This window comes from Longispora albida DSM 44784 (genome assembly GCF_000379825.1).
Taxonomy (GTDB): domain Bacteria; phylum Actinomycetota; class Actinomycetes; order Mycobacteriales; family Micromonosporaceae; genus Longispora; species Longispora albida.
Map to the genome: position 1 here is coordinate 741,530 of NZ_KB903814.1, position 14,235 is coordinate 755,764.

1 protein-coding gene is annotated in these 14,235 nt (G+C 70.7%); it reads right to left on the bottom strand.

What is annotated here, in order from left to right; genetic code table 11:
- Positions 1 to 4 precede the first annotated feature (4 nt).
- On the bottom strand, positions 5 to 14,086 hold the full coding sequence (locus A3G1_RS0107615; RefSeq protein ID WP_157640968.1) for a beta strand repeat-containing protein: 14,082 nt from the start codon (positions 14,084 to 14,086) through the stop codon (positions 5 to 7).
- Positions 14,087 to 14,235: the final 149 nt, after the last annotated feature.

Below are 14,235 nucleotides of genomic sequence, written 5' to 3' on the forward strand. Positions count from 1 at the left end.
CCCGTCACCTGACCGTCTCGCGCCGTACCCAGCCGGCCAGCACGAGCATGATGGCGCCCGCCAGTACAGCCATGCCGCCCGCGGTGAGCAGGAGGAGCGGGCGGCTGCCGGTGACGGGGATCGGGCCGGGTACCGGGGCCGGCCCCGGGGGCACCGGACGCGGGGCCGGCGGCGGGGGCATCGCGCAGGCCTCCGAGTGGAGCGGGATGCCGTTCAGGGCGGCGGTTGCCCGGTTGCGCAGCCCGGTACCGGATTCGCCGTCGTCCAGGGTGCAGTCGGCGGCCCTGGGGTCGATAGCGGCCGGGGTCTTGATCCGTACCGAGACCGTCCACACGTGCCGGGCTGCCGGGCTGATGGCGACCCTCTTGGCGATGGTGAGCACTGTCCGGCCGTCCCATGCCGGGTCGGGCGACGCCGGACCGTCCACTGTGGCCGACACGATCTGCACGCCCGTGCCGTAGGTCAGCTCGTCGGCTACCAGGTAGTTCCCGGGCCCGGCACCCCGGTTGGCCACCTCGATCTCGTACGTCACGTCGTGGGTGTCCGCGACGCCCGGCACGGGCCGGGTTCCGGTGTGGCGCTTGGTCACGGCGATGCTGGGCAGCGGGGCGCACGCCTCGCTGACCTGCTGGAGGTCGCCGGTCAGCGCGGCCCGGTTGAGGAGGCCGGTACCCCGCTCGCCCGGGTCGAGCGTGCAGTCGGTGACCTTGGGCGGGAGGCCAGCCGGGAGGCTGGCCCGCACGGTCACCTGGTAGACGTGGGTGGTCCGGCCGGGGATCGCCTGGCCGGTCGCGATCTGGGACTGGGTCACGCCGTTCCAGTCCGGGCGCGTGGTGACGCCGTCTGGCTTGCCGGTGACGGCGGCAGACTGGATCGTGACTCCCGCGCCGTAGGCCAGGGTGTCGTCAACGCCGTAGGCTCCGGCGGCGGTGCCGAGATTGATGACGGCGATCTCGTAGACGATCTCGTGCAGGCCGGGGCTGGCGGCCAGTGGCGTGACCGAGACCGGCTTCTTGGCGATCGTGATGAACGGGTACGGGGCGCAGGCGTCCTGCCGGTCCGTGCGCCCGTTGACGGTCAGCGTGGCGATGTTCAGGGTTCCGGTGCCGGTCTCGCCCGGGTCGAGGGTGCAGTCAGTGGTGCTCGCCTGCACCGTTCCGCTTCCCTGCCGGAGGGTGACGGTGATGGCCCACAGGTGGACGGTCCCGGCTGCGAGGACCTGGTTGTTCGCCAGGATCGGCTGTCCCTGGCCGTTCCAGCCGCCGGGGCTGGGCGTGACGCCGGCGGGCGGGGTCGCGGTCGCTGCCGTGATCGCCGCACCGGGGCCGAAGGCGAGCTTGTCCGCGAGGGCGTAAATGCCGGCTCCGGCTCCGGTGTTGGAGACAGTGATCTCGTACCGCACCTCGTAGTTCCCGCCGCCGACCGAGGCCGGCTCGCTGGTGACCCGCTTGGCGAAGGCGAAGCTGGGCGTCGGCGCGCAGGCCGAGGTGGTGGTGGTCCGGCCGTCACGGGTGACGCTGGCCTCGTTGAGCAGCCCGGTACCGGGCTCGCCGGCCGCGAGAGTGCAGTCGGTGGCAGCGGTGTCCGGCGCTGTGGTGGGGATGGTGGCGACGACGGTCATCCGGTACGTGTGGGTCGTGCCGGCCGGAAGCGGCAGGGCGGTGCCGATCGTGGTGTCGGTGGTGCCGTTCCAGCGTCGGTTCCAGGCGACTCCGCCGGGGCCGGTGGTGATGGCGGCGGAGTTGACAGTGATGCCTGCGCCGAAGCGGAGCCGGTCGGAGGCGTCGTACGGGACCGGCCCGCCGCCGGGGTTGCTGACGGCCAGCTCGTACACGATCTCGTAAGTGCCGTCGCCCTTCGGCGAGCTGGACACGATCCGCTTCGGGTCGACAACAATCGTGCCAACCGGCCGGCAGGCTGAGGCGTCCACAGTGGAACCATTGACGGTCAGCGTCGCGTCGTTGCGCGTTCCGGTGCCGGTTTCGCCGGTTGCGAGCGTGCAGTCACCTGAGGTCGCGGTGATGGTAGCCGGGTCGGCCTTGTAGCGGACGGTCACTCGCCACACATGGCTGGTACCGGCCGCGATGGGCTGGGCCGTGGTGACGGCTGGCTGGGCGTTGCCGTCCCAGCCGGGCGTGACAGCCAGGCCGCCCGGGGTCACGTTCGCGATGGCCGGGGCGGGCTGGATCTGGACGCCGGCGCCGAACCGCAGCCGGTCGGCCAGGTCGTAGCTGCCGTCTCCGGCCCCGCTGTTGCTGATGGCCAGGTCGTAGGTCAGGTCGAACGTGTCGTCCTGGCCCGCCACTGGCACCGGAGTCCCGGCAGTCTTGGTGAACGCGAGGCTCGGCGTCGGCCGGCACACCGACCTGGTGTCCGTGCGGGTGGCAGAGGTGAGGGTCGCGGAGTTGAGGAGGCCCGTGCCGGTCTCACTGCCGGTCAGCTCACAGTCCGTCGAGCCTGCGGCTGCTGAGATGGGGATGTTCGCGGTGACCGTGACCCGGTAGACGTGTGTCGTGCTGGCAGCGATGGCCTGATCGGTGACGATGCGCGGCTGTGTGGTGCCGTCGAAGTCCGGTGCTGTCGTCACGCCCGCCGGGGTGGTGGTCACGGCGACGGCGCTGATCGTGATGCCCTGGCCGTAGCGGAGCTGGTCAGTGAGGGTGTACGTGCCTGCGGCGCCCACGTTGCGGACGGTCAGCTCGTAGACGAGCTCGACGTTCCCGTTGCCGCGCGGGGTCATCGATACCAGGGTCTTCGGGTCCTGGACGATGATGCCGATCGGTTCACACGCCTGCTGGGTGAGGGTTGCGCCGCTGGTGGTCAGTGCCGCCTCGTTGCGGGTACCGGTGCCGGGCTCGCCGGCGTCCAGCGCGCAGTCGAGTGCCGGGCCGGTGACGGTGGCCGGGTCGGCCTTGAGGCGGACGGTGACGGTCCAGCGGTGCGTGGCGCCGGCCGCGATCGGCCTGGCGGTCGCGAGGGCTGGCTGGCTCGTGCCGTTCCAGCCGGGCTCGGAGCCGGGTGCCTGGGCGGACAAGATCGTCAGGCCGGTACCGAAACGCGGCCGGTCGGCCAGGTCGTACGCGCCGGCTCCGGCTCCGCCATTGACGACGGCGACGGTGTACGTGACGTCGTACGTGTCATCGGCTCCCGCGACCCGGACGATGCCCTCGGAGGTCTTCGACAGGCTCAGGCTCGGGGTCGGCGCGCACGCCTCGCTGCCGAGCGTCCGGCCGTCGGTGGTGAGCGTCGCCTGGTTGAGCAGCCCCGTACCGGTTTCGCCGGCGCTGAGGGCGCAGTCGGTGGAGGTCGGGTCGGGCACCGAGGCCGGGACTCGTGCGGTGACCGTGATCCGGTACGTGTGCTGGGTGCCGCCGGGCAGGGACTGGCCGGTGACGAGGTTCCCGGTACCGGACCAGGCCGGGTTCACCGTCACGCCTGCCGGGGACGCGGACACGGCTGCCGACTCGACGGTGATGCCCTGGCCGAAGCGGAGACTGTCGTCCAGTGTGTACAGAGCTGCGGCCGAGCCCCGGTTGGCGGCCACGAGGTCGTACACGAGCACACGGCGGCCGTCCGTACCGGGCGTGTCGGAGGCGATCGTCTTCGACAGGGTGACTGCGGCTACCGGCGCGCAGGCCGACTGGTCGAGAGGCAGGCCGTTGATGGTCAGCCGGGCATCGTTGCGGGTACCGGTGCCGGATTCGCCGGCGTCGAGCGCGCAGTCCGTGGCGGTGACAGTCGCCGTGGAGTCCACTGTGTACCACACGGTGATCGTCCAGGTGTGCCTCGTACCGGCCTCGATGAGCTGGCCGGCGACGATGCCCGGCACGGCGCGGCCGTTCCAGGCGGGGTTGACGGTCAGGCTGCCCGGAGTGGTGTTGGCGGCTGTCGCGGACGTGATCGTCACGCCCGTGCCGAAGCGGAGGGTGTCGGTCAGGTCGTACGTGCCCTCGCCCGCGCCGTCGTTCGCCACGCGCAGCTCGTAGGTGACCTGGTAGCCGCCGGCCACGGGTGCCGGTGGCTCCGTGATCACCTTGCCGAACGTAACGCTGGGCGTTTCCCGGCACGCGCGGTGGATCTCGGTACCGCCGGCGGTCGTGGTCGTGGCTTCGTTCATGAGACCGGTGCCGGTCTCGCCGGCGTCGAGGGTGCAGTCGGTCGCGGTGCGGGCCGGGCTGCTGGCCGGGACGGCGGCGATGATCGTGACCCGGTACGTGTGCGTGGTGCTGGCCGGAATCTCCTGGCCGGTGACGAGGGTGGCCTGGTCGCGGCCGTTCCAGGCCGGTGAGGCCGTCACGCCGGCCGGGGCGGTCACCGTGGCGGAGACGATCGTGATGGCCGGGTCGTAGCGGAGCCGGTCATCGAGGCTGTACGTGGTCGCCGCCCCGCCGTTGGTGACGGTGACGTCGTAGACAACCGTCCACTGCCCGTTACCGGAGGGAGCCGCCGAGACGGTGGTCTTCGTGGTGCCGACGGCCGTCACTGGTACGCAGGCGTCCTTCGTGAACTGGGTGCCGTTGATGGTCAGGGTCATCACGTTCCGGGTACCGGTCCCGGATTCGCCAGCCGCGAGAGCGCAGTCGGCCGAAGCGGCAGTGATCGTGGCCTTGTCGACGGTGTAGCGGACGGTCACCGTCCACACGTGCAGTGCCCCGGCCGCGAGCGGCTGCCCGGTCACCACCTGCTGCTGCCCTGTGCCGTTCCAGCCTGCGACCGGCGTCAGCCCGCCCGGCGTGGTGTTGACGACCGCCGGAGCAGGCTGCACCGCGACCCCTGTGCCGTAGGTGAGCCGGTCGGCCAGGTCGTACGTGCCCCCAGCAGCGCCGTTGTTCTGCACCCGGAGTTCGTAGGTCAGGTTGAACGTGTCCGGCGAGCCCGCGACCGGGGTCGGCCCGGCCGAGACGAGCTTCGCGTACTCGAAGCTCGGCGTCTGCTCGCACGCGGTCGCCGTGGCTGTGCCAGCGTCTGTGGCCAGCGTGGCCGAGTTCAGCAGGCCGGTACCCGTCTCGCCGGGCTCCAGCGTGCAGTTCGTGCTCTGCGACGTGGGAGCTGTCAGCGGGACGAGCACGGTCGCGGTGATCTGGTACCGGTGCTCAGCCCCGCCAGCCAGCGCCTGATCAGTGACGATCCGCGTGTCGCCGGCTCCGTTCCAGCTGACCGAAGGCGCGACACCGCCGGTGAGGGCCGGGTTCCCCCGCACCGTGATGCCCGCGCCGAACTGGAACGTGTCGTCGAGGGTGTAGTCACCTGCCCCTGCGCCACGGTTGGTGACGACGACCTCGTAGCTGACTGCCCACGTGCCGTTCCCGGCCGGGGCCGCCGACACGAGGCGCTTGGTGTGGCTGATCGCGGCGACCGGCGCGCAGGCAGCCGCGCTGGCGGTCTGACCATTGCTGACCAGAACCGCCTCGTTGCGCGTTCCGGTACCGGTCTCTCCGCTGTCGACAGTGCAGTCCGTGGAGGCGGGGGTGGCTGTGGCCTGGTCGACGCCGAACCGGACCGTCACGGTCCAGGTGTGCCCGGTGCCCGGCGCGAGGGCCTGGCCCGTGGCGATGACCGGCTGCGCGCCGCCGTTCCAGCCAGCCGCCGGAGTGAGGCTCCCGGGGACCGTGTTGGCGACAGCGGCGGACAGGACTGCGAGCCCCGTCCCGTAGCGCAGGGTGTCGCTCAGGTCGTAGGTACCGGCCCCGGCCCCGGAGTTGGTGACCCGCAGCTCGTAGGTGAGTTCGCGGACGCCTGGCTGGCCGGGTACGACGGCAGGCTGCTTGGTGATCGTCTTCGTCAGCGCGATGCTCGGTGCCGGTGCGCACGCCGAGCCGTTGGTGACCTGCCCTGCGACGGTGAGGGCCGAGGCGTTGAGGAAGCCGGTACCGGACTCGCCGGCCGCCAGTGTGCAGTCGGTGCTCGCGGCGGTCATCGACTGGGGCACGGCGACGGTGGCAGTGATCTGGTACGTGTGCGTGGTCGCCCCGGCGATCGGCTGATCGGTGACGATGCGCTGGTCGGTAGCACCGTTCCAGGCCGGGCTGGGCGTGACGCCTGCGGTGCCCGCCGACACCGAACGGCTCTGGACAGTGATGCCCGTGCCGAAACGGAGCTGGTCATCGAGGGTGTAGCTGCCGGACCCCGCGCCCGCGTTCGTGACTGTCAGCTCGTAGGCCAGCGCGTACGTGCCATTACCGGCCGGTGTGGCCGACACGAGCCGCTTGGTGTGGCTGATCGCGGGCGTCGCGGCACAGGCGTTCGCGTCGGTGGTGAGGCCGTTGCTGATCAGCGTCGCCTCGTTGAGCGTCCCGGTACCGGACTCGCCGCTGGAGAGGGTGCAGTCCGTGGAGGTCTGCGTCGCGGTGGAGGTGTCCACCCGGTACTGAACGGTCACCGTCCACACGTGAGCCGTGGCCGCGCCGAGGGCGGTCCCCGTGCTGACGGCGGTCTGTGTCGTGCCGTTCCAGCCGGGTACCGGAGGCAGCGTGCCTGGTGCTGTGTTCGTCACCAGCGCGGACAGCACCGTGACGCCGGTACCGAACTTGAGCGTGTCGACCAGGTCGTAGGTCCCGGCGCCGGCACCGGCGTTGGCGACCCGGAGCGCGTAGGTCATCTGGTACACACCGGGCTGCCCGGCGACGGGTGCCGGCTGGGCGGAGATCGACTTCGTGAACGCGATGCTCGGCGTCGGAGCGCACGCCGTCCGGGTCTGCGCCGGCCCCACTGCCGTCATGGTGGACTGGTTGAGCAGCCCGGTACCGTTCTCCCCGCTGTCGAGCACGCAGTCGGCGAGGGCACCCGTGGTGGCCAGCGGCACGGCTGCGGTCGCGGTGACCTGGTACGTGTGCGAGGCCCCAGCCGCGATCGGCTGGTTCGTGACGACCCGGATGTCCGAGCCGCCGTTCCACGTCCCGCTGGGCGTGACACCCGCCGCGCTGGTCGTCACCTGCGCGCCGGACACCGCGATGCCGGCGCCGAAACGAAGCTGATCGTCCAGTGTGTACAGACCGGCGGCACCGGTGTTCGTCACCACGATCTGGTACACCACGGTCTGCCTGCCTCCGCCGGCCGGAGTCACCGACACCACTCGTTTCGTGTGGGAGACGGCGGGCAGCGCGACCGGTGCGCAGTCGTTCGCAGTGAGCGTGTGGCCGTTGGTGGTGAGGGTGGCCTCGTTGCGCGTGCCGGTACCGGTCTCGCCAGCGTCCAGGGTGCAGTTGGCGGCGGTCGTGGTGATGACGGACTGGTCGATGCGATACCGGACGGACACCGTCCACACCTGGCTCGTGCGGCCGGGAATGGCGTGGCCGGACGCGACGACCGGCTGGGCCTGGCCGTTCCAGGTGCCGGAACCGGGCGGCAGCGGGGTCGTCGCCGGCGCGCTCACCGAGGCCGAGACGACGCTGACGCCGGTGCCGTACCTGAGCACGTCCGCCAGGTCGTAGCCACCGGCCCCGTAGCCGGAGTTGACGACGCGGACCTCGTACTGGATGTCGTAGACCCCCGGCTGGCCAGCGACCGGCACGGGCTGGGCGCTGACGGCCTTCGTGAGCGCGATGCTCGGCACCGTCGCGCAGTCCGTCTGCGCTGACGGGCGGCCCGCGACCGTGAGTGTCGCGACGTTGAGGAACCCTGTCCCCGCCTGGCCCGGGGACAGCGTGCAGTTCGTGTCCCCGCTCGCCATCGCCGGCGGCACGTCGGCCGTCACGGTGATCTGGTACGTGTGCGTCACGCCTCCGTCGATCGCCTGGCCGGTGACGATCCGCTGGCTGGCAGCACCGTTCCAGTCCGGGCTGGGCGTGACACCTGGCGCGCTGGTCGCCACGGACCGGCTCCGGACGGTGATGCCCTGGCCGAAGCGGAGCTGGTCGTCCAGGGAGTACTCGCCTTCGGCCGAGCCGGCGTTCCTGACTGCCACCTCGTAGGTCACGGTGTAGGTGCCGTTGCCCGCCGGTGTCACCGAGGTCAGCCGCTTGACGTGGACGATCGAGGCGGTCTCGGCACAGGCGTTCGCGTCTTCCGTCAGGCCGTTGCTGATCACCGTGGCCTCGTTGCGCGTACCTGTACCGGTCTCCCCTGCCGCCAGCGTGCAGTCCGTGGACGCGTCCGTCGCGACCGACGTGTCCACGCTGTACCTGACCAGCACGGACCACGTATGGACGTCCTCGGCGTCGATCGCGGCACCCGTGGCGACTGTCGTCTGCGTCCGGCCGTTCCAGCCAGGGGTAGCGGTCAGCGTTCCGGGCGTGGTGTTCTCGGCGCGCGTCTCGACCACGGTGAGCCCCGCACCGAGCCTCAGCGTGTCGGTCAGGTCGTAGGTGGTGGCTCCCGCGCCCGTGTTGGCGACCTCGATGGTGTAGCCGATCACGTAGACCCCGGGCTGGTCTGGCACCGCGACGGGAGCGGAGGTGACACGTTTCGTGATCGTCAGGCTGGACACGGGCGCGCAGGCCGTCCGGGTCTGGGCCGGCCCGACGGCGGTCATGGTGGACTGGTTCAGGAGGCCCGTGCCCGCTTCACCGATGTCGAGTGTGCAGTCGGTGGCCCTGTCCGGTACGCCGGACAGCGGGACCGACGCGGTCGCGGTGATCGTGAACGTGTGCGTCGCTCCGGCATCGATCGGCTGGCTGGTCACGATCCGGGTGCCGGTGCTGCCGTTCCACGACGCGGAAGGTGTGACGCCTGCTGCGGTTGTCGTCGCCGACTGGCTGACGACGGTGATGCCCTGGCCGAACCGCAGCTGGTCGTCGAGGGTGTACGTGCCGGCGGCCCCGCCGTTCGTGACCGTGACCTCGTAGACCACGGTCTGCTGGCCGGCCCCCGCCGGCGTCGCCGAGACCAGGCGCTTCGTGTGCGAGATGGCTGGCAGGGCGACGGGCGCGCAGGCGTCGTCCGGGGCGGTGAGGCCGTTTGCCGTCAGGGCCGTCTCGTTGCGGGTACCGGTACCGGACTCGCTGTCGTCGAGCGTGCAGTCGGCAGAGGCGGCGGTGATGATGGACTGGTCGATCCGGTACCGGGCGGTGACCGTCCAGACGTGGCTCTCCCCGGCGGCGATGGCGCCACCGGACACGATGGTCGCCTGCGACTGGCCGTTCCAGCCGGCCGCCGGGGTCAGCGTGCCAGGCGTCGTGTTGGCCACCGAGGCGGACTGCACGGCGATGCCCGTGCCGTAGCGCAGCACGTCAGCCAGGTCGTACGTGCCAGAACCCGCGCCGGAGTTGACGACCCTCAGCTGGTACTGGATATCGAAGACTCCAGGCTGGCCAGCGACCGGCGCTGGCTGGGCAGCGACGGTCTTGGTGATCTCGATGCTCGGGACCGGGCCGCAGGCGGACTGGGTGACCTGCTGCCCAGCCGTGCTCAGCGTCGACGTGTTGCGGAATCCGGTGCCGGACTCGCCACTGTCCACAGTGCAGTTGGTCGCGGCGGCAGCCAGCGAGAGCGGAACCTGTGCGGTGACGGTGACCCGGAAGGTGTGCGTCGCACCGCCGGTGATGAGCTTGCCGGCGATGACCCGCTGATCGCCTGTGCCGTTCCACGCCGGGCTCGGGCTGACGCCGGACGTGGAGCTGGAGACGGCAGCCGACGAAACCGTGATGCCCGCGCCGAAGGCGAGCTGGTCGTCAAGGGTGTAGGTCCCCGCAGCCGTGCCGGAGTTGGTGACGTCGATGTCGTAGAGCACCGTGTAGGTGCCGTTGCCAGCTGGCGTGGCCGAGACCAGCCGCTTCGTGTGCGAGATCGATGGGACCTCGGCACAGGCGTCTGCGCTGGCTGTCAGGCCGTTGCTGATGATGGTGGTCTCGTTCCGTGTACCCGTGCCCTGCTCCCCCGCCGCGACCGAGCAGTCGGTGGAGGCGGCCGTCGCCTGTGCCGGATCGACCCGGAACTGCACCGTCACCGTCCACACGTGACTGGTACCGGCCGCGAGAGCCTGACCCGTCGCGACAGTGGTCTGGGTCCGGCCATTCCAGCCTGCGGTACCGGTCAGGGTGCCGGGAGTGGTGTTCGCCGCCGACGCGGACACGACGCTGACGCCCGTCCCGTACCTGAGCACGTCGACCAGGTCGTACGTGCCAGCGCCCGCGCCGGAGTTGGTGGCGGAGAGCTGGTAGCTCACCTGGTACACGCCGGGCTGCCCGGCGACCGGGACCGGCTCGGCCGACACCCGCTTGGTGATCGCGATGCTCGGCGTCGGGGCGCACGCGGTCCGCGTCTCAGCCGGGCCGAAGGCGGTCAGCGTGGACTGGTTGAGGAGGCCGGTACCGCTCTCTCCACTGTCGACAGTGCAGTCGGTGGCCGTTGACGTGGCCGACAGCGGCACGGCTGCGGTCACCGTGATCTGGTACGTGTGCGTGGCACCGGCTGCGAGAGCCTGATCGGTGACGATGCGGGGATCGGTGCCGCCGTCCCATGCAGGGCTGGGCGTGACACCTGCGGGACTAGTGGTCACCCGGGCTGCGGCGACGGAGATCCCGTCCCCGAAGCGCAACCGGTCGTCCAGCGTGTACCGGCCGTCGGCCCCGGTGTTCGTCACGACCAGCTCGTAGACGGCCGTCTGGTTGCCGCCCCCGGCCGGAGTCACCGACACGAGCCGCTTGGTGTGGGAGATGGCTGGCAGGGTGACCGGGGCGCACGCGCTGGCCGAGGCCTGCTGGCCGTTGACGGTCAGGGTGGTCTCGTTCCGGGTACCGGTGCCCGTCTCGCTGGCGTCCAGCGTGCAGTTGGCCGACGCGGCGGTGACCGTGGCCTGGTCGAGCCGGTACCGGACGGTGACCGTCCACGCCTGGCTCGAACCGCCGGTCAGCGAGGCCGCCGTGGCCACGGCCTGCTGAGCCTGGCCGTTCCAGGCAGCCGATCCCGGGGCCGTGACGGCGGCCGACACGACAGTGATGCCCGTGCCGAATTTGAGCGCGTCGGTCAGGTTGTAGGTGACGGTACCGGTACCGGAGTTGACGACCTTCACCTCGTACTTCAGCTCGAACGTGCCCGGCTGGCCCGCGACCGGAGCCGGCTGCGCCGAGACCGTTTTCGTGATCGCCACGCTGGGTGTCGTGGTGCACGCGTCGCGGACGGTGGACTGGCCTGCGGTGGCGAGCGTGGCCTCGTTCAGGAAACCGGTACCCGTCTCGCCCGGGTCGAGATGGCAGTTCGTGGCGTTCGCGTTCGGGGCGGTCAGCGGGACGGCGGCCGTGACGGTGACCTGGTACGTGTGGCTGGCGCCGGCCGCGAGAGCCTGGTCGGTGACGATCCGGGTCGTCCCGGCACCGTTCCACGACGCGCTCGGCGTCACCCCGGCGGCGGTCGTGATGACCGACCGGGCCGAAATCGTGATGCCAGCGCCGAACCTGAACTGGTCGTCGAGGGTGTACGTCCCGGAAGCCCCGCCACTGTTGGTGACCACGACGTTGTACGTGAGCGTGTACGTGCCGTCGCCGTTCGGGTTGGACGTGACGAGATACTTCGAGTGCGTGATCGCGGGCAGCGCGGCGCAGGCGTTCGCGGTCGCGGACTGGCCGTTGCTGGTGACGGTGCCTTCGTTGCGGGTGCCGGTACCAGTCTCGCCCGGCGCCAGGGTGCAGTCAGCGGAGGCGGCTGTGGTGGTGGCAACGTCCATGCGGTACCGGACGGTCAGCGTCCACACGTGCGTGACCGGGCCTGCGGCGATGGCGATCCCCGAGGCGACCGATGGCTGGGCCTGGCCGTTCCAGTTCGCCGTGCCGGTCAGCGTGCCGGGTGCCGTGTTCGCGGCGGAGGCCGACACGACGCTGATCCCGGTACCCGGCTTGAGCACGTCCGTGAGGTTGTACGTGCCAGCCGCCGCGCCGGAGTTGGTGACGCTCAGCTCGTACTTCATGTCGTACACACCGGGCTGGCCCGCGACCGGAACCGGCTGCCCGGTAACGGCCTTCGCGATGGTGATGCTCGTGGACGGCGCGCAGGCGGAAGCCGGGAACGCCTGCCCGGCGACGGTCAGCGTGGACTGGTTGAGGAAGCCGGTACCGGTCTCGCCGCTGTCGAGCGCGCAGTCCGTCGAGGCGGCACTCGGTGCACTCAGCGGCGCTGTGGCCCGGGCCGTGACCCGGAACGTGTGCGTCGAACCAGCGGCGAGCAGCTGACTGGTGACGACGTTGACGTTGGCCGCGCCATTCCACGTCGCGCTCGGGGTCACTCCGGCGGCGGTCGTGGTCACCGACTGGGACTTGACGGTGATGCCCTGGCCGAACGTGAACCGGTCGTCCAGTGTGTAGGTGCCGGAGGCTGATCCGCCGTTGCTGACCACGACGTCGTAGGCCAGGTCCCAGTCGCCGTTGCCGGCCGGGTTCGCGGACACGAGCCTCTTGACCTGTGTCACTGCGGGGAACGGCGCGCACGCGGAGCTGCTGGTGGACTGGGCTCCGGCGACGAGCGTCGAGTTGTTCCAGGCTCCCGTGCCGGTCTCGCCGGCCGCCATGGTGCAGTCGCTGGAGGCCGCCGTCACCTGGCTCAGGTTGAGAGTGGCGCGGACGGTCACGGTCCACACGTGTGCCGTGTTACCGCCCGCGATGGACTGGGTACCGGTCGCGGCCGTCTGGTCCGCGCCATTCCACCCAGTACCGCCGGTCAGGGTGCCCGGCGTCGTGTTGACGGACGATGTGGAGACGATCGTGGTGCCCGCGCCGTACGCCAGCTGGTCGGTGATGGCGTAGGACACGGCCGTCGGGTTGGGGTTGACGACCCTCAGCTCGTACCTGGTCTCGTACACGCCGGGACTGCCAGCGACCGGCGTGGGCGCCTGCGCCAGCGTCTTCGCGTACGTGAGCGGGCCCCGGACGACGATCGGCCAGTCCTCGACCTCGCCGCTGTCGAGCGGCCCGTTCGGGTTGAGGGTGGCCGAGGCGCCGTAGTCGGCGCGGACCCGGAGGAACGTACTGCCGAGCGTCGCCGTCGAGGGGATGGCAGTGGCCGGCCAGGCGAGCCGGACGGAGGTGGCGTCGGCCGCGAACGTTCCGCAGGCCCGTTCGGCCGTGTCGAAGGTGCCGTTGCGCCCCACGTCGATCCAGCCGCAGACGATGCCGCTTCTGGACACTCCGGACAGCGGCACGTCCAGGGTGTACGCCTGCCCGGCGAAGGCGTCCGCCGGAGGCGGCATGTCGTCGGCGTCCCTGGACGCGTCAGCGCTCGCGTTCGGGCTCACCGCGCCGCTGCCGGTGTTCTGGACGTTCGCGTTGTCGACGGTGACCCCGGACCCGATCGTCAGGTCGCCGGCGACGTGGGTGGCGGCGTTGCCCTGCTCGTACGTCGCCGGGGCGTCACCGTAGTCCTCGTCGACGCTGACCCCGAACATGTAGTCGTCGTTCTGGATCGCCGTGGCGGGATTGTTCGGTCCCTGGACACTCGGCAGGCTCATGGTGAAGGTCAGCGAGGTGACCGTGCCGACGACCGGCACGCTGCCGCAGCCGGCCAGGTACAGAGCCGCGTTCTGCAGCGAATTGCAGTACGTGGAGGCCGAACGCTGGATCACGTCGATCTGGTTACCGTTGTTCACCACCAGGTTCGTCGAACCGGAGCTGGCGGCACCCAGGGTCGCGCCGGCCGGGACGGAACTGGTCAGGTTGTGCTGGGCCTGGCTGTAGTTCGGGGCGAACGCCGCGCCGATACCGGCCACGTGGATGACAGGGTTGCGTACCGGCTGGCTGAAGGTGACGGTGACGGTGCCCCGGTTGTCGCAGGCCTTCCCGGCGGCGCAGCCCGTCCCGTCGGTGGCGAAGGCGATGAACTGCGTGGACGTCGGTACTGGCGGCTGGAACATGGCCGAGGTGGCGCCCCGGTTGCTCGGCGGCCAGCTCGAGCTGGTGATCCGCTGGTAGGGCCCCGCGACAGCGAGAGTGATAGTCAGGCCAGAGGCCAGTGTGTTCGTACCCGTGGTGTTCACGCCGGTCGACGGAACGGTCCAGCCCGAGGTGTGCGTCTGGTATGCCTCGGCCCGGGTGGGCGGCAGGGCGATGGCAGCGAGCGACACCGACGCGAGCAGCGCCGTCGCCAGGGCGGCCGGTACCGCACGGCGCACGCCGGAGTGACGTGAGAGAACGTCACGTACGAAGCCGATCAAGCCATTTGCCATACAACGCATAGTAATGTCGGGAATTATATTGTTTGCTGGGTTTTACGCGAGTCGCACGACACTTGGCCCCGGAACAGCCGCACACCGTTCATCAGGAACTCTTAAGCCAGAAGTCCACAGTCGACTCATCCGTTTGGCCTGCCTGGCAG

Excerpts from the sequence above, each read along its gene's own strand:
- A3G1_RS0107615 (WP_157640968.1), bottom strand. The coding sequence starts at position 14,086 with ATGGCAAATGGCTTGATCGGCTTCGTACGTGACGTTCTCTCACGTCAC.